24 protein-coding genes are annotated in these 19,419 nt (G+C 41.6%); 17 read left to right on the top strand and 7 right to left on the bottom strand.

Translation table 11 applies throughout. The annotated features are described in order from the left end of the window. Positions 1-47 precede the first annotated feature (47 nt). On the top strand, positions 48-956 hold the full coding sequence (locus tag IGK14_RS11920; RefSeq protein WP_010749739.1) for a phosphate ABC transporter substrate-binding protein: 909 nt from the start codon (positions 48-50) through the stop codon (positions 954-956). 147 nt (positions 957-1,103) lie between these two features. Here the strand turns inward: IGK14_RS11920 and pnpS are convergent, their stop codons facing one another. Both pnpS and IGK14_RS11910 read right to left on the bottom strand, forming a co-directional pair. After that, positions 1,104-2,840: a two-component system histidine kinase PnpS gene (gene pnpS / locus IGK14_RS11915; protein WP_010749738.1), complete on the bottom strand. Its 1,737-nt coding sequence runs from the start codon at positions 2,838-2,840 to the stop codon at positions 1,104-1,106. Then, positions 2,837-3,544: a response regulator transcription factor gene (locus IGK14_RS11910; protein ID WP_010749737.1), complete on the bottom strand. Its 708-nt coding sequence runs from the start codon at positions 3,542-3,544 to the stop codon at positions 2,837-2,839. Before IGK14_RS11910 ends, pnpS begins: the two co-directional genes overlap by 4 nt. Before the next feature lie 150 nt (positions 3,545-3,694). Between IGK14_RS11910 and IGK14_RS11905 the strand changes: the two genes are divergently transcribed. The 4 genes from IGK14_RS11905 (at position 3,695) to IGK14_RS11890 (ending at position 6,522) form a co-directional block, all read left to right on the top strand. Continuing rightward, positions 3,695-4,168 (top strand): DUF523 domain-containing protein, encoded by a 474-nt coding sequence (locus IGK14_RS11905; RefSeq protein WP_010749736.1) that lies wholly within the window; start codon positions 3,695-3,697, stop codon positions 4,166-4,168. After that, entirely contained in the window at positions 4,158-4,496 is a 339-nt protein-coding gene (locus tag IGK14_RS11900) for a putative DNA-binding protein (protein ID WP_005228897.1), read from the top strand. The genes IGK14_RS11905 and IGK14_RS11900 overlap by 11 nt, the downstream gene beginning before the upstream one ends. A gap of 14 nt (positions 4,497-4,510) precedes the next feature. Then, on the top strand, positions 4,511-5,929 hold the full coding sequence (ffh, locus tag IGK14_RS11895) for a signal recognition particle protein (protein ID WP_005228902.1): 1,419 nt from the start codon (positions 4,511-4,513) through the stop codon (positions 5,927-5,929). A gap of 392 nt (positions 5,930-6,321) precedes the next feature. Then, entirely contained in the window at positions 6,322-6,522 is a 201-nt protein-coding gene (locus IGK14_RS11890; protein ID WP_010749735.1) for a CsbD family protein, read from the top strand. Positions 6,523-6,568: 46 nt separating this feature from the next. Here IGK14_RS11890 and IGK14_RS11885 read toward each other — a convergent pair whose 3' ends face one another. From IGK14_RS11885 to IGK14_RS11875, 3 genes are read right to left on the bottom strand one after another with little or no spacing between them, the layout of a single operon-like run. Beyond that, positions 6,569-7,729: an ABC transporter permease gene (locus tag IGK14_RS11885; protein WP_074536045.1), complete on the bottom strand. Its 1,161-nt coding sequence runs from the start codon at positions 7,727-7,729 to the stop codon at positions 6,569-6,571. A 12-nt stretch (positions 7,730-7,741) separates the two neighbouring features. Then, positions 7,742-8,623 (bottom strand): ATP-binding cassette domain-containing protein, encoded by an 882-nt coding sequence (locus tag IGK14_RS11880; RefSeq protein ID WP_438712290.1) that lies wholly within the window; start codon positions 8,621-8,623, stop codon positions 7,742-7,744. Beyond that, complete coding sequence (locus IGK14_RS11875; protein ID WP_005228910.1) at positions 8,620-9,006, bottom strand: GntR family transcriptional regulator; 387 nt, start codon at positions 9,004-9,006, stop codon at positions 8,620-8,622. The genes IGK14_RS11880 and IGK14_RS11875 overlap by 4 nt, the downstream gene beginning before the upstream one ends. A 100-nt stretch (positions 9,007-9,106) precedes the next feature. On the opposite strand from IGK14_RS11875, the gene IGK14_RS11870 reads away from it, so the two are divergent. Next, positions 9,107-9,676 carry a DNA-3-methyladenine glycosylase I gene (locus IGK14_RS11870; RefSeq protein ID WP_010749732.1) on the top strand — a complete coding sequence of 190 codons (570 nt, stop codon included), beginning with the start codon at positions 9,107-9,109 and terminating at the stop codon, positions 9,674-9,676. A 13-nt stretch (positions 9,677-9,689) separates the two neighbouring features. After that, a complete protein-coding gene (locus IGK14_RS11865) occupies positions 9,690-10,223 on the top strand; it encodes a dihydrofolate reductase family protein (RefSeq protein WP_010749731.1) in 534 nt (177 codons plus the stop codon). Between the two features lie 82 nt (positions 10,224-10,305). Here the strand turns inward: IGK14_RS11865 and IGK14_RS11860 are convergent, their stop codons facing one another. Continuing rightward, positions 10,306-10,857: an NADPH-dependent FMN reductase gene (locus IGK14_RS11860; RefSeq protein WP_010749730.1), complete on the bottom strand. Its 552-nt coding sequence runs from the start codon at positions 10,855-10,857 to the stop codon at positions 10,306-10,308. Positions 10,858-11,111: 254 nt separating this feature from the next. On the opposite strand from IGK14_RS11860, the gene rpsP reads away from it, so the two are divergent. The 7 genes from rpsP to rplS all read left to right on the top strand — a co-directional run bounded on the left by rpsP (position 11,112) and on the right by rplS (position 14,856). After that, on the top strand, positions 11,112-11,387 hold the full coding sequence (rpsP, locus tag IGK14_RS11855; protein WP_005228917.1) for a 30S ribosomal protein S16: 276 nt from the start codon (positions 11,112-11,114) through the stop codon (positions 11,385-11,387). 11 nt (positions 11,388-11,398) lie between these two features. Then, entirely contained in the window at positions 11,399-11,644 is a 246-nt protein-coding gene (locus IGK14_RS11850; RefSeq protein ID WP_005228918.1) for a KH domain-containing protein, read from the top strand. A 113-nt stretch (positions 11,645-11,757) separates the two neighbouring features. Continuing rightward, positions 11,758-12,015, top strand: a complete 258-nt coding sequence (locus IGK14_RS11845) for a hypothetical protein (protein WP_005228919.1) — start codon at positions 11,758-11,760, stop codon at positions 12,013-12,015. Positions 12,016-12,101: 86 nt separating this feature from the next. Beyond that, the gene (locus tag IGK14_RS11840; RefSeq protein ID WP_010749729.1) at positions 12,102-12,926 is read left to right on the top strand and encodes a hypothetical protein; all 825 of its coding nucleotides are present in this window, start codon (positions 12,102-12,104) and stop codon (positions 12,924-12,926) included. Positions 12,927-13,081: 155 nt separating this feature from the next. After that, entirely contained in the window at positions 13,082-13,606 is a 525-nt protein-coding gene (rimM, locus tag IGK14_RS11835; protein WP_010749728.1) for a ribosome maturation factor RimM, read from the top strand. After that, positions 13,596-14,342 carry a tRNA (guanosine(37)-N1)-methyltransferase TrmD gene (gene trmD, locus IGK14_RS11830; protein ID WP_010749727.1) on the top strand — a complete coding sequence of 249 codons (747 nt, stop codon included), beginning with the start codon at positions 13,596-13,598 and terminating at the stop codon, positions 14,340-14,342. Before rimM ends, trmD begins: the two co-directional genes overlap by 11 nt. Positions 14,343-14,508: 166 nt before the next feature. Further along, positions 14,509-14,856, top strand: coding sequence for a 50S ribosomal protein L19 (rplS, locus tag IGK14_RS11825; RefSeq protein WP_002357176.1), 348 nt, complete (start codon positions 14,509-14,511; stop codon positions 14,854-14,856). 229 nt (positions 14,857-15,085) lie between these two features. On the opposite strand, the gene IGK14_RS11820 is transcribed toward rplS, so the two are convergent. After that, positions 15,086-16,138: a zinc-binding dehydrogenase gene (locus tag IGK14_RS11820; RefSeq protein WP_010749726.1), complete on the bottom strand. Its 1,053-nt coding sequence runs from the start codon at positions 16,136-16,138 to the stop codon at positions 15,086-15,088. Positions 16,139-16,682: 544 nt separating this feature from the next. On the opposite strand from IGK14_RS11820, the gene IGK14_RS11815 reads away from it, so the two are divergent. The 3 genes from IGK14_RS11815 to IGK14_RS11805 all read left to right on the top strand — a co-directional run bounded on the left by IGK14_RS11815 (position 16,683) and on the right by IGK14_RS11805 (position 19,283). Further along, complete coding sequence (locus tag IGK14_RS11815) at positions 16,683-17,105, top strand: hypothetical protein (RefSeq protein ID WP_262420487.1); 423 nt, start codon at positions 16,683-16,685, stop codon at positions 17,103-17,105. A gap of 344 nt (positions 17,106-17,449) precedes the next feature. Next, on the top strand, positions 17,450-18,463 hold the full coding sequence (gene adhP / locus IGK14_RS11810; protein WP_005229064.1) for an alcohol dehydrogenase AdhP: 1,014 nt from the start codon (positions 17,450-17,452) through the stop codon (positions 18,461-18,463). 100 nt (positions 18,464-18,563) lie between these two features. Next, positions 18,564-19,283, top strand: coding sequence for a response regulator transcription factor (locus IGK14_RS11805; protein ID WP_174273013.1), 720 nt, complete (start codon positions 18,564-18,566; stop codon positions 19,281-19,283). The last annotated feature ends 136 nt before the right edge of the window (positions 19,284-19,419 follow it).

The following is a 19,419-nucleotide window of genomic DNA, read 5'->3' as shown; positions in this document are numbered from 1 at the left end:
TACACCGCCTTGCTAAACTAAGCATATAACGAAAGGAGATTTACTAAATGAAAAAATTGGGACTTTTACTTTTTGCAACTGGATTATTATTAGCTGGCTGTGGGAGCGGTGGCGCAAGCACTGAGAGCAGTCAAGCATCAGGCGGATCTTCATCAGGTGCCGCATCAAATGAAAATGTAGAAATTTTAGCTGTGGGCTCAACGGCATTGCAACCCTTGGTTGAAGCAGCAGGTGAAAGCTTCTCAGCAGACAATCCCAATTATACAATTACGGTTCAAGGTGGCGGCAGCGGAACTGGCTTAAGTCAAGTAGAAGCAGGCGCGGTGACGATCGGCAATTCCGATGTGTTTGCGGATGAAAAAGATGGTGTGGATGCTAGCAAATTAGTTGACCATAAAGTAGCCGTAGTTGGTATGGCACCAGTGGTAAATAAAGACGCAGGCGTTACGGACCTTAGCCAACAAGATTTAATCGATATTTTTACAGGCAAAGTGAAGAATTGGTCTGAACTAGGCGGAGCAGATCAAGAAATCTCTGTAATCAACCGCGCATCAGGCAGCGGTACGAGAGCGACCTTTGAAAAATGGGGCTTAGATGGTGCAGAGACGATCCAAACACAAGAGCAAGATTCTTCTGGAACAGTCCGTAAAATCGTTGCTGAAACACCAGGAGCAATCAGCTACCTTGCTTTATCCTATTTGGACGATTCGATCCAAGCGCTATCTCTTGATGGGGTAGAAGCGACTCCTGAAAATATTGCAGATAACAAATGGCCAATCTGGTCTTATGAGCATATGTACACGAACGGCGAGCCAGATGCAAACGTCAAAGCGTTTCTTGATTACATCATGACAGACGATGTCCAACAAGGAATCGTTATCGAATTAGGTTACTTGCCAATCACTGATATGAAAGTAGAACGCAGTGTAGACGGCGAAGTAACGAATGTTGAATAGTGAAATGACCGAAGAAGGAGAATGCTCCTTCTTTTTTTGTGTTTAAAGCATCAAGAAGATGGTATTGGCTGGTGCTTCATTTGGTAATGAAAAACAACTACGAAAACAGCCGATAACAATTATTCACCTGTTATCGGCTGTTTTTTATCAATAATCATCTTTTTCATGAAGCGGCAAAGTCACCGTAAAGGTAGAACCAATTTTGGGGAAACTGTCAACCTTGATGCTGCCGCCTAATAATTTGGTATAGTCTTTAACGATAGCCAGCCCAAGTCCAGTGCCGCCAGAATTGCGAGCGCGGGCTTTGTCCACCCGATAAAACCGCTCAAAAATCCGTTCCTGATCTTCTTCATCGATGCCGATGCCTTGATCCTGCACTTGAAATAACAGCTGGTCGTCTTGCTCTGAATAGGATAATGTGATGACACCACCAGGTTTTGAATAGGTGACAGCATTTTCTACCAGATTTTTTACGATGGGCTGCAGCAGCTCTTTTTTGGTAGATAAAATGAAGGGTTCGGGTCCTTCAAATTGAAAGGTCAATTGCTTCTTAGCAGCTGCGGGACCATAGGTTTGAACGACTTGTTGCAGCAGCTCAGAAAAGTTGATCGGTTGGTCGACATACTGGAAAGAATCACTGTCTTGAGATAGTTGGATGATATCTTGTATTAGATTTTTCAAGCGATAAGCATCTTTTTGAATGATCTCTAAAAAGGTCTGCAACGTTTCTGGGTCTTCTTTGGCGCCGTCCAGCAGTGTTTCAGTAAACCCGATCAATGAAGTTACCGGCGTTTTTAATTCATGGGAAACATTGCCGACAAAATCTTTTTGCATTTTTTCTAATTGTCGAATGCGCGTCAAGTCATAAGAAATACCAATCAACTGGTTTTCTTGGAAGCTTCGCAAGGTAACATCCAAGACTTTTGAACGTTCCCCGCTAAGGGTGGTTTCCGCATGGAAAATAGGGGTCTCGTCGTTAAATTGATAGATCAATTGGATCAGTTGTGTGTCATGAATCACTTCAGTGAAGGGCTGCGGCAAGGTTGGCGCAGTTTCCATCCCCAACTGTTCTTGCATCGTCGGATTCAACAGCAGCAGTTGATTTTCTTCATTAATGATAAAGACACCGATCATCAGTTCACTGAGCAGTCCATACAACTGTTGTTCAGATGCCGCATAGGCCCGATAGGTCTGGCTCATTTGTTCGCTCAGCTGATTGATCAGTTGATACAACTCGTCATGTTCAGGGGTTTCTTGCATAATGATTGCTTGTTGATCGGGCGAGGTGATCATTTTTTTTACGACGGGCAGAATCGTTTGGATTGGACGATTCCGCTGACGCAGCGTGTGAAAAATCAGCAGGCTGATCAAGAAACAAAAGACAAGATAGACAATCAAGATCGATTGCTTGATTCCTTGGTTTTTCGTAAAAAAAGCAGCAGTCGGTTCTGCGATCCGCAAGATTTGAGTTAAGTTTCCATCTTCTTTGACAGGAATCGCCACATAAAGCAATTCTTCATGCAAGGTGTCGCTTTCCCGCAACGATTGACCAACGGCGCTTCCGCGCAAAACGGCTTGAACCTCTGGACGATCGGAGCGGTTTTCATGGAGGGTATGATCATAAGTATCGAAAATGATTTGGCCTTGATCATCTAACAAAGTGATGCGGCTATTGCTGTCTTGAACATAGGCATCGGCAAATTGTTCGAGCGCTGCGGTTTGGTTATCTGAGAGATTCAAAAACACAGCGGCTTTCTCTTGCAGAAAATCCACTTGCTGGGCGATGACTTGCTGACGGTAAAAACTGCTTAGAACTTGCCAACACAGGAAAAAAATCAGCAATAGACCGATTGACCATAAACCATAGCCATAGCGTTTTTTCATTGGGTCGGCTCCTGAAATTTATACCCAAATCCTCGAACGGTCACCAAGTATTCTGGACGCTTGGGATCAGCTTCCAATTTTTCTCTTAAATGACTGATGTGAACATCCACGATGCGACTTTGTCCATCAAAGTCAAAATTCCAAATACGATTGAGTAAGGTATCGCGATCGATCACGCGGCCTTTACGTTTCATAAAGTAAACCAGCAGCTCGAACTCTTTCGGTGTCAGGAAGATTTTCTCCCCATTCACACTGACCTGGAAATTGGTCAGATCGGCTTGAATTCCGCCGATTTGCAAGATTTCTGCAGGTTGATCTTCTTCTCGTGCTTGTTGACGAGGTTCTAAGCGACGGAAGATGGCCTTCATTCGAGCCAATACTTCTCGAGGGCTGAAGGGTTTCGTCAAGTAGTCGTCAGCCCCGATCTCTAAGCCCAAGATCCGGTCGATCGGATCATCTTTTGCGGTCAAGACGAGGATCGGTGTCTCGATTTTTTCTTGACGTAATTTCTTTGTGATTTCGATACCGTCCAAATTCGGCAGCATGACATCCAAGATGATAAAGTCAAAAGGTTTTGACAACGCCAAGTCGAAGGCTTTTTGACCATCTGAGGCGGAAACGACTTGGTAGCCCTCTTTTTCTAAATTAAAGGTTAAAAGTGTGACGATTGAAGGTTCATCATCGACAACGAGTATTTTTTTCATGATAGACTCCTTTCGTTTCTTTTTTTCAAGAAACGATTAAATTTCAACGAACAAGTCCTATTTTAGCATGAATAGACAATTGGTACTATTGCAACCACTAAATAAATGCTATAATAAAGGACGATTTCATAGGAAAGCTGAGGGTGCTAAATGATTGGAATCAGTGCGTGTCTAGGCGGTGCCCTTTGCCGCTACGATGGAAAACATCAAGCAGTACCACAATTGATCGAACTTGTTCGTGCGGGTCAAGCCATGATGGTCTGTCCAGAAGTTCTTGGCGGCTTGCCGATTCCACGTGAACCGGCCGAAATCGTCGGTGGCGATGGGGTGGATGTTTGGGCGCAACGAGCGAAGGTCGTCACCATTTCAGGAGAAGACGTGACGGAACAATTTACTAAAGGTGCGAAAATTGCTTATCAAAAATTGCAAGAGCAAGGCATCACCCAACTGATCCTAAAAGAGAAAAGTCCCTCTTGTGGCAGTCAGACGATTTATGATGGCAATTTTTCTGGAATCAAAAAAACAGGGGTCGGTGTCGCTTGTGCCTATTTTCGACAAAAAGGCATGACTGTTTTGTCCGATGTCGAATGGCTTGCAAAACAGGAGGAAGCAAATGGAAATTGAAAAGACCAATCGCATGAATGCGTTGTTTGAGTTTTATTCCACGTTATTGACGGAAAAACAGATGAATTACATGGAATTGTATTACGCAGATGATTTTTCTCTAGGAGAAATCGCTGAAGAGTATCAAGTTAGCCGTCAAGCAGTCTATGACAACATCAAACGCACCGAACGTATTTTAGAAGACTATGAAAAAAAACTACATATGTTTTCGGATTATATCATGCGGGAAGACTTGCTGGATCAGCTAAGCGAGTATACGAAAACCCACTATCCAAAAGACGAAACCTTACAGGGGTTTATTCAACAGCTCCAAGAAATTGAAGAATAAAGGAATGAATAAAAATGGCATTTGAAAGTTTAACTGAACGCCTCCAGCAGGCAATGAGCAAACTGCGCAGAAAAGGAAAAGTATCTGAAGCAGATGTAAAAGAAATGATGCGTGAGATTCGTCTAGCTTTATTAGAAGCCGACGTCAATCTGCAAGTTGTAAAAGAGTTTACCAAAAATGTCCGTGAACGGGCAGTGGGGGTAGAAGTATTAGAAAGCCTATCTCCAGCGCAACAAATCGTTAAGATCGTTGATGAAGAATTAACCAAAACATTAGGATCAGAAACAGTTGGGATCGAAAAATCACCGAAGATCCCAACGATCATCATGATGGCTGGTTTGCAAGGGGCAGGGAAAACCACCTTTGCTGGGAAATTAGCCAACCATTTGATCAAAACCGAAAACGCACGTCCATTAATGATCGCTGGTGACGTGTACCGTCCAGCTGCGATCGACCAGTTGAAAGTATTAGGGCAGCAATTGGATGTACCTGTTTTTGATATGGGAACTGATGTCAGCCCAGTTGAAATCGTCCGCCAAGGATTGGCTTTGGCTCGGGAAAAGAAAAATGACTACGTTTTGATCGATACGGCAGGTCGCTTGCATATCGATGAAAACTTGATGGAAGAGCTAAAACAAATCAAGGACTTGGCACAGCCAAATGAAATTTTACTGGTAGTGGATGCGATGACAGGACAAGATGCTGTCAACGTGGCGGAAAGCTTCAATCAACAACTGGGGATCACAGGGGTAGTAATCACCAAACTAGATGGCGATACTCGTGGCGGGGCGGCATTGTCGATTCGTCAAGTTACGGGCGCTCCAATCAAGTTCACTGGTACCGGTGAAAAATTGACCGACCTTGAAGTATTCCATCCAGATCGGATGTCTAGTCGGATTCTCGGTATGGGTGATATGCTGACTTTGATCGAAAAAGCACAGCAAGATTACGACGAGAAAAAAGCAGAAGAGCTTGCTCAAAAAATGAAGGAAAACTCCTTCGATTTCAATGACTTTGTCGAACAGATCGATCAAGTTATGGGCATGGGCCCAATTGAAGATCTCTTAAAAATGATTCCGGGAATGAGTCAAATGCCTGGTATCGAAAATGTCAAAGTTGATCCGAAACAAATTGCTCGACAAAAAGCCATGGTTTATTCTATGACACCAGCTGAACGGGAAAATCCTGATTTGTTGAATCCAAGCCGTCGCCGCCGTATTGCTGCTGGTTCTGGAAACAGTGTCGTCGAAGTCAACCGTATGATCAAACAATTCAAAGAATCTCGCAAAATGATGCAGCAAATGAGTAAAGGGAATATGAACATTCCTGGCATGGATCAAATGTTTGGCGGTGGGGTCAAAGGGAAACTTGGAAAAATGGCCATGAACCGCATGGTCAAGAAACAAAAGAAGAAAAAGAAAAAACGCAAATAATCGTTTCACACTGATAGGAACTGAGAACTGAACCTTATCTTCGTGTAATTAAAAACATGATCTGAAAAGGCACCAAATCGAGAAGCTGTACCTGCTAATTCTAGCAACTGCAGCTCCTCAGATTGCCTTCTTCAGGTCATGTTTTTTTATGCTCACAGCGTCCTCTTTAAATGAACTCCTTCAAAGAACATCAAATAAAACATCTAGAGAACATCCTTTTTTATAGAGAAAGCCAGCTTTCTACCGAATATCTCAAATCGTCCAAGAGTCAAAAATAGCGATCAACTATCGTTGCGGACAACTCTAATAATAGGATAGAAGCAGAACATTCGTGCTTTTTGTTAAATGGTGCTACTATTAATTTATAGCAAGTATGAAAGGAGTTTTTTACGATGACAAACAAAGATCGCATTGAAGGAAAAGTAACCGAAACAAAAGGGAAACTTACAGGAGATGACTCCGAAGAATTAAAAGGCAAAACCCAAAATAAATATGGGAAAGCCAAAGATAAGGTTGAAGATTTTGCGGATGATGTTTCTCGTAAAGTAAATGACTTCTTTGACAAAAAAGACAACGACAAACCTAAACATTAAACTTAAAAGCATCCCTGCAACAAGAACATGTTGCAGGGATGCTTTTTTATATTCCACTGATTTGTTTGTTTTTTCGTTTGTACCACCAATTCATCAGCGCTTTAGGATAGACAAGCAGCAAACTGATGAATAAGCAGGCAACCAGTAATAAACCGAGCCGAAGAGCGATGTTCCAGAGACTGACATCATACCCCTCATAGAGATTACGGTAAAAAATTTCTAGTGGGTAATAAGAAATCATGGATAAATAGAACCAGGTTCCCAAAGAAAGCAGCCAATAAACTGGTGCGCGCAATTTAGGGATCGTTAAATAATCACCGTCATTTTCTAAAGAGATTTTCGAGAACACTTTTTCGGCAGCAAGAATCAGCAAGCCGCTCAAGCCGAGGTAAAGGAGCAGCAGCCACCAAGGGTAGACATATCCTTGCGGCCAATCGATCCACGTTTGAAAAGGAATCAGAAAATCCCCATGACCAAGAAACACAAAACTAAAAAACTCGCGGGTACATTGGAAAAAGCTATACCCCATTGATCCTAGAGAAATAGTGAAGAAGACCGAGAGCATGCCAGTAAACAGATTCCCCAGCAAAACGCCTAACAAGAGACCTGCAGCAAATACTAGCAGATTCGTTGCCAAGGTACTAAGGGCAGAAAGCAGCACGTCTTGAAGCGGCACAGCGAGATAGCGAGCTGGGATCATCGTGTATTCGATCAGGATATGACCTAACAGACCCAAGACTAAACAAGCGGTCAAGGGTAAGCCGATAAAAAGCAGTTTCTTGTGAAAGACGTGCTTTCTGCTAAAGGGTAAAGCAAATAAAAAGCGATTGAAATTGGTGCGGCCATCGACAAAAAAGGACAAGAAGCCCCAAATAAACAGGAAGACAATCACAAATTGATTCATGGTGGTCATATAAGGGCGATTGTAATAAATCTCATCAGGAGACTCATTGCTGATCGTCAATACCGCATCGCGGTACTCTGTTGCCGAATCAAAGTAAACCGGGGTTTCACCCTTGTAGCTTTTGACATAGTACTCTCGATTTTCGTTGAAATCTTTGATAAATTCTTCAGATGTCAAATAGCGTTCTTGCTGATGCCAGGCTTTTTGTGATTGCCAGCCATCACCAAGGTACATTAAGAGTAAGACAAAACAAAAGCCGATCAGCAGCTTGCCGTAGCGTTCTTTAAATATATTGCTTAACATCGTTTTCCACCTCTATCCTTCCACTAATGCCTCTTGTCGTAAATTTGCTTCAAACAGATCTTCCAAGGTCAATGGCAATTCTTCGAAAACCAAAGGATCAAGTTGCTGGATCTCAGCCGCCAGCTCCTCTGTGTAATTGTCAAACAAAGCGGTCAGAACCCGTCCTTGTTTTTGAATCAGCTTGGAGCGCTGCTTGATAAGGGGAGGAATCTGTTTGCTGCGAAAGACAAGTTGGAGTTTGCGAGATTGTTCGCGAATCGTTTCCAAACGGTAGTCTCCTTCAATCGTTTTCCCTTTGATCAACAAGGCACGATCAATAATATGCTCTAATTCATTTAGATTATGGGAAGCGATCAATGCGGTACGATTCGACTCACTGAGGCTTTCCAGCAATAGTCCGATCACTTTTTTACGGACGATCACATCAAGCCCACCAAAAGGTTCGTCTAACAGTAAGAACGTCGCATTTGAAGCGATCGCTAGAATCATCTTATAAAGACCTTGCATTCCTTTTGACAATCGCCGGTAAGAAAGCGTTAGCGGCAGACCATGGCTTTGCATCAATTCTAAATAAAGATTTTGATCAAAATTCGGATAAGCAAGCCGATTAAATTGATTGATTTTTTTTAACGAGTAGGCAGCCAGAAAGTTTTCTTTTTCATCGATATAAAAAAGCTGTTCTTTTAATTCCGGGTGCTGATCCAGGCGTTGGTTATCGATTGAAATCTCGCCATCATCTAGTAAATAATGTCCAGCGACCGTCCGAAACAACGTGGTTTTCCCAGAACCATTGCGGCCGATCAATCCTACGAGTTCTCCTTTTTCCAAAGAGAAGTTCACGTTTTCTAAGATAGTTGTTTGTTCCATTTTCTTGGTCACATGTTCGATCTTCACTGTGGATCGCCTCCTAACTCTTGTTCAAAGCCATTCATCCAATCGCTCAGCTCACGCATGCTGATCTGTAAATGGCGTGCTTCGATCACCAATTCTTTCAAACGTTCTTTCACTTGTAAGATCCGAATCTCATCGCGTGGCAGATCCTCAGTAACTTTCACAAAGGTGCCTTTTCCTTTGATGGTGACAAGCACTTGCTCATTTTCCAATACCTTGTAGGCTTTGCTGACGGTATTTGGATTCATCAACAGGTGCTTGGCCATTTCACGAACCGAAGGTACTTGGTCTCCAGCGGTTAGAACACCGTTCAGAATATCTTCTTTGATACTTAAAACTAATTGCTCATAGTAAGGTTTGCTGCTGGCTTTGTTAATGCGAACCACAAAATCAGCTCCTTTCATTTATGTGTACTAGTATACGTAGTACACTAGTGGAAGTAAAGTCTTTTATGATAAAATAAACAAAAAGGAGCTGATGAGGACAATGGAACGATGTGAGTGGGCCAACAGTACACCAGCAATGCAGGAGTATCATGATACAATCTGGGGGAAACCTGAATACGAGGATCAGCAGTTGTTTCGAAAATTGGTGTTAGATATGAATCAAGCAGGGTTGAGCTGGCAAACGATTTTAAATAAAATGGCGAATTTTGATGCGGCGTATGATCAGTTTGAAATCACCAAAGTAGCGAACTATACGGAAGAAAAAGTGGAAGAACTGATGATGAATCCAGGCATCATCCGCAATCGGCGAAAGATTGAAGCGGCGATCATCAATGCCCAAGAAGTTTTAAAAATCCAGCAAGAATACGGCAGTTTCTCCGCATTCTTGTGGCGATATGTCGATCATCAGCCAATCATTAATGAATTTCAGCAGCAATCCGATGTACCGACCCATTCGGAAATCTCTGATCAGCTAGCGAAAGATTTGAAAAAGCGAGGGTTTAAATTTGTCGGAACGACAATTGTTTACGCTTTTATGGAAGCTGTGGGCATGGTCAACGATCATTTAGTCACTTGTGTTTGTCGAACATCAGCAGCAAACGTAGAATAAAGGAGCGAGGATAATGGGAAAAGTGATATTCTATGGTGCGATCAGCCTCGATGGCTATTTAGCAGGTCTGGAGGATCAACTGGATTGGCTATTTCAAACCGATACCGGTGTCGCCACGTCCTATGAAGCATTTTTTGCGACTATTGACACGACCGTGATGGGAAGAAAAACCTATCAAGAAGCGAAAAAACTGATGGATGAGGGACCGTTGTATCCTGAAACGACAAATTATGTTTTTTCCCATACCCGAAAAGAACCGCTGCCGGATGCAATCCTAGTGGCATCGGATCCAGTTGCATTTGTTTCAGCATTGAAACAAGAGAAAAACGTATGGGTAGTGGGTGGGGGTTCCCTATTAAAACCCTTACTAGAAGCGGATCTGATTGATGAATGGTTTATTCAAATTGCGCCGGTGCTTTTAGGAGACGGCAAACGATTGTTTGAAGCAGGGGATTATGCGAGGCGCTTGACGTTTGTTGAAACAAAACAGATGGGGGAACTGACAGAACTTCATTATGTTCGAAAAGCTGAGCAAGTAAGCAAGTAAAAAATACAAACTATTTTTCTACGCAAAAAAGACCAAGAAACTCAACGCTGAGTTCCTTGGTCTTTTGATACAGATTCATGGATTAGTTGAATCGTTGAAAGAATTCAATATATTTTGCAATGATTGTTTCGAAGAAGCTTACTGTATCTGGGTTGATTTCATTGTTTTCATCGATCAAGTTTGTGATACCGCCAATGTAGGCTTCTGGTTGTTGCAGAGTAGGCATATCCAAAAAGACTAATGATTGACGCAAGTGATGGTTCGCACCAAATCCAGCGATCGCTCCTGGAGAAACGCTGACGACTAAGGCTGGTTTGCCACCCCAACTGCTCGCACCGTAAGGACGAGAACCAACGTCTAAAGCATTTTTCAAGGCTGCAGGAACAGAGCGGTTGTATTCTGGTGTAAAGAAGAAGACCCCATCAACGGCGCTTAATGCTTCACGAAATGCTGTCCATTCAGCAGGAACTTTTCCTTCAACTTCCAAATCTTCATTGTAAAAAGGCAAGTTGCCGATCTCGATGAAAGATGCTTCAAAACCTTCTGGTAATAGTGATGCGAATTTTTTCGCTACGAGTTTATTAAATGAACCTTCCCGTAAGCTGCCGACGATAAAACCAATTTTTTTTGTCATGTAAAATTCCTCCTTGTTGTTTTCTACTCATTTAGCTTACCAAAAGTAAGTGAATGGTGCAAATAAAACGATTTGTTCTTAAAAAGGTTTCTCTAGTATTCATGATACGCGTCCAGATTCATTCTGGCAAAAGATAACCATGCCGAAAAAACAGGAAAGAAAAACTTTTTTCAGCTGTAAAGAAAAAACTCTTTACACCATCAGAAAAACCTGTTAAACTAGCTCTTGTGATTAAATCAATGGAGGTGTAAATAATGGCAGTAAAAATTCGTTTAAAACGCATGGGTTCTAAAAAGAAACCTTTTTACCGTATCGTCGTAGCAGATTCACGTTCTCCTCGTGACGGACGTTTCATCGAAACAGTTGGTACTTACAATCCTTTACTAGACCCAGCTGAAGTAACAATCAAAGAAGATCTAGTTCTTGATTGGTTATCTAAAGGTGCGCAACCTTCAGATACAGTTCGTAACATCCTTTCTAAAGAAGGCGTTATGAAAAAACACCACGAAGCAAAATTCACTAAGAAATAAGGTGACTTTGGATGAAAGATTTGCAAGAATTAGTCTTAACGATCGTTTCACCACTTGTTACCAAACCTGAGGATATCAAGCTTGAGCTGGTAGAGTCAGATGATTTCTTGGAATATAATCTTACTGTGGCACCAGAAGATATTGGTCGTATCATCGGTAAACAGGGGCGGGTTGCCAAAGCAATTCGAACGATCGTTTACAGTGTACGGACAAATGGACCAAAGAAAGTTCGTTTGAATATCATTGATGGTAAATAAGCAAGAATGAAAAGCATTTCTCTTTGAGGAATGCTTTTTTTGTAAAATTCATGCTTAAGATGGAGGACAAAAAAAGGTGGTTTTGAGATAATCAAAAATGAGGAGGTGCTTGTATGTCTCAACTAATCGCATGGATCGTTGTTCTTTTGATTCTCGTCTTTATTTATAAAATCGGTTCTTTTCTTTGGCGAACGCTAGGGATCTTGCTACTACTTTTTTTGATTTGGGTCTATCGTGAGGAAATCATGACCCAACTGAACCAATGGACACAAAACTTTCGTTGGGGTGACCTATCGACGATCGCTAATCAAGTTTGGCAATGGATCAAGGATGGCTTTCAATCGCTGCAAAATTGGGTGACAAATCTTTAAAAAATCAACAAAAAAATGACAGACAATCTGACTTGTTTGTCATTTTTTTTATTGAGGGGTATCCTTTGTATAAGGAGGGGAACATCATGAAAAAAGAACTAGGATTATTTGTTACGCTGCTAACGATCGGAACCTTGGCTGGCTGTACTAATCAAAAAGACCAAGAAACCAGTCAAGCCAGTACAGCTGAAACAACAGCAACGACTATGGTGGAAAGTACCCAAACACAAAAAAGTAGTCAATCAGAAACCAGTCAATCAACTGCATCGACTAGTCAGGCGGTTTCTGAGGATTCTTCAAATACGAGTAGCACCACAGACATCTATAGCCAAATACAAGCGGTATTCCCTGATCTTGTCTTGCCAAAGGACGTTCCGCTTGCTTCGGGTAAAGTGTTGAATGCGGCCACAGCTGGCAGTCAATCCGATGCCTCGATTCTTTATTATGGACTTGATCAGCAATTGTCTCTCGATGACAAGGCATTGAACGAGGAAACACCGATTGCTGCTTTTCAATCAAAAGAGTATCAATCTGCTGATGAAGCGGCCGCAGCGGTCAATGTAACAGCGGATGATGGCGGACAAGCCGTCGATCTCGGATATGGGATAACTGGGCATATGCAAGGAGCTGCTGGCTCCAGTTATTTGAGCTGGCAAGAAGGAAATTGGTCATTGACTGTTCGAGCAGTCAACCAAGAAGAACAAGATCCTGTGCCGGTTGCCAAAGAAGTGGTGGCGTATCTGGAAGAAGCTATGCTCCCAGCGCCTGAGGTCGGTCAAATCACCATCGATATGGGAAAAAATGACCATACAGCAACTACCGTGGTCTGGCAACAAGAAAAGACCCTTCGAACGGTGCAACATCAAGATGCACGTTCAGCATTGGAAATGGCCGTTTCAATGGATCAATAAGTTTCAGATTAGGACAATGCCCCTTTGATCAAGCGTCGAAGGGGCGTTTTTCGCGCGATGATTTTGAGGAAAACAGGGGGCGCTTGGAAACGGCTAGAATTCGCTACTTTGCTATGCTAAAATAGAACAGAAGTTAGAAGAAATGGGGAACGAACGTGACAGAATATTTAAACGTAGGGAAAATCGTCAATACACATGGGATCCGTGGAGAAGTACGAGTGATATCACAAACGGATTTTCCAGAAGAACGCTACCGTAAAGGGGCTGAATTGACACTTTTTCGTGAAAATAAAGAGCCATTACCATTGATTGTTTCAGGTCATCGCAAACATAAAAATTTTGATTTGTTAACGTTTGAGGGCTATCCCAACATCAACGACGTTGAACCGTTTCGTAACGGCATTTTAAAAGTTACCAAGGATGATTTGGTGGATCTAGCAGAAAATGAGTTTTACTACCATGAAATTATTGGTCTGGAAGTCGTCGAAGAAGATGGCACAGTCATTGGTAAAGTCAAAGAGATCCTTTCACCAGGCGCCAATGATGTTTGGGTGGTACAGCGAAAAGGGAAGAAGGATGCCTTGATTCCTTATATCGAATCTGTTGTTCATACCATCGATCTTGAAAATGGTCAGGTCATCGTTGAGATCCCAGAAGGGTTGTTAGACGATGAGAATTGATGTGCTGACACTATTTCCACGAATGTTTGAAGGGCCTCTTGGAGAATCGATCATCGGTAAAGCACGGGAAAAGGGATTGTTAGAAATCAATGTCTCTAATTTCCGTGATTATTCTGACAACAAGCATCAAACAGTGGATGACTATCCTTATGGTGGCGGAGCAGGAATGTTATTAAAAGTCCAACCTGTCTATGACAATATCAAAGCGATCGAAGAAGCAACACCAGAAACGAAAAAGCGTGTGATCCTATTAGACCCAGCGGGAAAACCCTTTGATCAAAAGATGGCGGAAGAATTCTCTACCGAAGAGCACCTTGTTTTTATTTGCGGTCACTATGAAGGCTATGATGAACGAATCCGTTCATTGGTCACTGATGAAGTGTCACTGGGCGATTACGTCTTGACTGGCGGCGAATTGGGGGCAATGGTCATGATCGATGCGACGGTCAGGCTATTACCAGAAGTTTTGGGCAATCAAACCTCCGCACAAACTGATTCTCATTCCACTGGTTTATTAGAGCATCCGCAATATACACGCCCGGCAGAGTTCAAAGGCATGAAAGTGCCGGAAGTTTTGATGAATGGCAATCATAAATTGATCGAGCAGTGGCAATTAAAAGAATCATTGCGCCGAACGTATCAGCGACGTCCAGATATGCTGGAAACTTATCCGCTGACCGCTGAAATGCAGAAGCTTTTAAAAGAAATTGAAGACGAAGCGAAGACTGGCAACTAAAATAGTGCCAGTTTTTTTGATATTCTGCGCCATGACAAGAAAATTCTCTTTACAGCCTATGGTCGACTGTGGTAAGATATTTCAGTGAGTGTAAACTCAACTATTACGATGTTCCGCTGGAGCTTTCATGCTTTAAGAATGTTTGGGAATAAGGAGAATGATAAACATGAATCCATTGATTCAAGAACTAACTCAAGAACAATTACGTACTGACATCCCAGCTTTCCGTCCTGGGGACACTGTTCGCGTTCACGCGAAAGTTGTCGAAGGAACTCGCGAACGTATTCAGTTATTTGAAGGTGTTGTCATCAAACGCCGCGGTGCTGGTATCAGCGAAACTTATACAGTTCGTAAAGTATCAAACGGTGTAGGTGTTGAACGTACCTTCCCATTGCACACACCACGTGTTGCACAAATCGAAGTTGTTCGTTACGGTAAAGTACGTCGTGCAAAATTGTACTACTTGCGTGCATTACACGGAAAAGCAGCTCGTATCAAAGAAATTCGTCGTTAATCATTTATTATCAGATGAAGCAAAAGCCCTTGATTTCAAGGGCTTTTTTCTTTTGTTCGGCGTTATGTTCTATCATTTTAAAGTTCTAGAATTGATTAATTGTGGAAAAAGGGTAGGCTGTTACAGTGTTTTCTTTCTTCATGGATAAAAAGACAAAGTACTGGTTATAGTACTTTGTCTATCGAGAGGCTGTCCATTGTTAGGACGAGCTTTTTTTAATTAGCTTTGTCTATTCATCCCTTGAAACAACAACCATAGATTTGATCGTTTTTCGTTCCTGCATATCGGCATAGGCTTGGTTGATATCATCTAAATCATAGGTTTGGGTGAAAACGCGGCCTGGATTGATAGTACCATCAAGCACCGCTTTTAACAGGATTTCCTTATCATATGTTGTGACCGATGCAGATCCTCCTGCAATGGAAATGTTTTGAGCAAAAGTGGAACCGATTGGTCGATTGTCATAGTGAGGGACGCCGACATAACCTACACGACCACCATTATGCAATACACCAAGGGCTTGTGTAATGGCAGCTTCTGTACCAACACATTCAAGAGCAGCATCCGCGCCTCCGCCAAGGATCTCGCGTACCTTCGCGATTCCCTCTTCACCACGCTCAGCCACAACAGCTGTAGCACCTGATTGAAGAGCCATTTCTTGTCGATCTTTATGACGGCTCATTAAAATAATTTGGGAAGCCCCACGCATTTTTGCCGCGATGACAGCACATTGTCCTACGGCACCATCGCCAATCACGACGACTTTATCCCCTTTTTCTACATGTGCACAACGTGCCGCATGATATCCTGTGGGCATAACATCTGCCAAAGTTAAAAGAGACTTGATCATACCTTCCGTATAATCAGCTGGCTGACCTGGAACTTTTACAAGGGCCCAGTTGCCGTAATGGAAGTTGATATACTCAGATTGGAAACCGTTAGACCAATTCGTTGTACCTTGATGACGGTCGCATGTGCCATCAAAGCCGGCACGGCAAGCATCACATTCACCACAACCATGGGTGAAGGGGACGATGACAAAATCTCCAGGTTTCACAGTCGTAATGTCTGGACCGATTTCTTCAACGATGCCTAATGCCTCATGACCATCATTAACTGAATGAGGTTCTTTACTATCGCCATGGGCATACGACCAAAGATCAGAACCGCAAACACATGCTCGGACAACTTTAATAATAACATCATCGGCTGCTTGCAAAGTTGGCTTTTTTACTTCTTCCACTTTAACTAATCCTGCTTTTTCAAAAATTGCTGCTTTCATATAAATCCTTCTTTCTTAAGTTAGTATTGTTAGTATAAATGTTGAAGTTAACTTTAGGTCAAGAAAAAGACACATCAAGAAATGACGTTCTCTAAAAAATTCCATTCAGGTTTTCCTTCAAGAGCAAACGTAGTGCTAACAAAAATAATTATTTCTATTCGTTAGCCGTTTCTTACGATGTTTCAAGTGGAGCATGCGCAAATGACGCCTGGAGACGGTTTGTCATTCAAACCGCCTGCCGTTTCTGAAACTTCTATCCAACTTCCCTCAATGCTTCATTTGGCGCAACAAAAATTACATGTACGTCAGAGTAACTTTTTTCATAAATGATTTTAGCTTATCTAGCAGAGGATACCATGAAATGATCGTCTAAAGTTTTGCGAAGACAGAATACTTTCTTCAGATTCAAGTTTATTTCCCTCTCAACAAATGTTACTGATCAGCAGTTTTTTATAAAAAAGGCAAAGAGGCAATAAACGGAGATTTTAATTAAACGTTCACTACACATTTAGGCTATAGAAGTTCATTTTGAGTGATTAGGTAGTTGCTGATTGATTACTATGTTTTTCCGTATTATGTGCCGATCGTAGTTGGGGAGCCTTTTGGGCTTTTTGATTTTGACACAGTAAGGCCAGGAAGCAGGTTATGGGATGTTTCTTATGCTGCGTACCGCTGGGTACCCTTGTATTTTGATGGGAACAGTCGTCTGAGTGAAACACAATGCCATCGATTGAAACTTTTTGTGGATACTTATCGGCTGTCCAATAATGACAGAGTACAGATTGTCGATTGTTTGATCGACCGCCTTTGTGCACTAGTTGCTTTTATGAGTAGAAAAGGAGAAGAAGGGAATGGAAATTTTCAGAAAAACATTGACGAGGGACATCTTGCTAAATACCAATATGACATTCAGCGCCTGAAAGAAAATAAATCGCAAGTCATCGAAGGGATAAAAATAGAAGAATAGAAGAACAGTGAGTACAAATCATCCTACAGTCTTCTATCAGATCGTCTTGGTGTTTTTTATTGAAACGATTGTTATTTATATAGATGAATTATCTCTATCTTTTTAATTTTTAATTTTATGTAATCTGGAAATAAAGAAAAAATTTTGAATGATTTCATTATTGTTTTCTAATAAATGATTACAGAAAAAAAGCAATAAATTCCCCTTTTTTTGATGATTTCTATGGTAATCTTCTCGATAGAGAACTTTCTTTTATCTAGCTATTGCTGACCTCTATGCGTTAGTTAATTACTTCACAAATAAAAGAAAGTTCTTTATTTAATCGAATTGAAAGAGGTGTCTTTGTGAAAGCAGCTGTAGTATCTAAAGATAAGGTTGTAAAAATCGAGGAAAAAGAATTAAGAGCGCTTCGTCCGAATGAAGCATTATTGAAAATGGAGTGTTGCGGTGTCTGCCATACTGACTTGCATGTAAAAGATGGCGACTTTGGAGATGCATCTGGGATCGTACTCGGACACGAGGGAATCGGTAAAGTGGTTGCAATCGGTGATGATGTTACTTCTCTAGCGATCGGTGACCGTGCAAGTGTCGCTTGGTTGTATGAAAGCTGTGGATCATGCGAATACTGTGTGAACGGGAATGAATCATTATGCCGTTCGGTTAGAAATGCCGGCTATTCTGTAGATGGTGGTATGGCTGAAGAATGTATCGTTGTAGCTGACTATGCAGTGAAAGTTCCAGAGGACTTAGGTTCTGCTGAAGCCAGCAGCATTACTTGTGCAGGTGTAACCACATATAAAGCGGTAAAAGTTTCTGACATTAAACCAGGTCAATGGATCGCCATCTATGGTTTAGGGGGACTAGGAAACCTAGCCTTACAATATGCTAAAAATGTCTTTAATGCAAAAGTGATTGGAATCGATATCAACGACAAACAGTTGGACTTCGCAAAAGATCATGGCGCTGATCTTGTAATCAATCCTGCGAAAGAAGATGCGGCAAAAATCATTCAAGAAGCAACCGGAGGCGCGCATGCAGCCGTAGTAACAGCTGTTTCAAAAGCAGCCTTCAATTCTGCTGTTGATGCTGTTCGTGCGGGCGGTACGATTGTAGCGGTCGGTCTCCCACCAGAAAGCATGGACTTGAACATACCTCGACTTGTATTGGATGGGATTAAGATTGTCGGTTCCCTTGTTGGAACACGAACTGATTTAGCAGAAGCTTTCCAATTTGCAGCGGAAGGAAAAGTTGTTCCTAAAGTTGTCATGCGTCAGTTAGAAGAGATTAACGATATTTTTGATGAAATGCTTTCTGGAAAAATCAAAGGACGGATGGTCATTGATTTTCAAGAAAAATAAACGAAAATAGAGAAATCAACTATGAATTTTTAGCGAAGGAGAAAATTTCGTGTGTAATTTATTGATCATTGACAGCGAAGAGCGAAGAGCAGTTAGCGAGATGATTCGTTTGATTGATCGTCATTTCCCAAATGTCATCTTGCTTCCAATGGTTGATTCGAAAAAAGCACTTCAGCGTACCTGTCTTGAGCAGATGGTTGACATTGCAGTGATCAATGCGGATGGCGAAGAAGACTGTTTTGAATTATACAAAGAATTGCTTTCTTTTTACCCGAATGCAAAAGCAATTTTGTATTCTGTAGTAGAAAGCTTTGCTATCGCTCAAAAAGCGTTGCGTTACGACTTGATCGATTATTTGGTCGAACCGATCACCAATGATTTTGTTTATGCATTGGACCGAGGGATTCAATCCATCAATCAGATTTCCTTGCTGCACGTCGAGAAAAACAATGAAGCTTCTCCTTCGCTTTCTTTAAGACATAAGATATTGCGCTATATTCATGAAAATTATAGAGAACATATTACGTTAGACACTTTAGCAGATCATCTGCATTTAAGTCGGTATCACACCAGCCGTTTGATCAAGAATACATTAGGAATGACCTTTTCATTATACTTGATGATTTATCGTATTGAAGTTGCCAAAAAAGAACTCTCAACAAGTGATCGATCAATCAGTGAAATTTCTGTTAGAGTAGGATTCAATGATCCAAATTATTTTAGTAAGAAATTTAAAAAAGCAACTTCTTATACGCCCAAAGAGTATCGAAAAATTTATCGTGGGAAAGTAACCGTGATCGACTCAAGACTTGAGCTTTGAGTATTAAATAAAGTAGTTTGGGCTGATTGTATTAGCGAAAACATGATTCTTTGCTAATGCTTATCAAGTTACTTTTTCATAGATGAGAAAAGCTAAAAGGCCTATGCGTGCAAGGTCTTTTTTACTTGAAAAAAAT

Origin of the sequence: Enterococcus sp. DIV0970a, from assembly GCF_051711265.1 — a bacterium.
Classification (GTDB): Bacteria; Bacillota; Bacilli; order Lactobacillales; family Enterococcaceae; genus Enterococcus_D; species Enterococcus_D casseliflavus.
The sequence above is the reverse complement of the archived record's forward strand: the minus strand, read 5'-3'. Positions and strand labels throughout refer to the sequence as shown.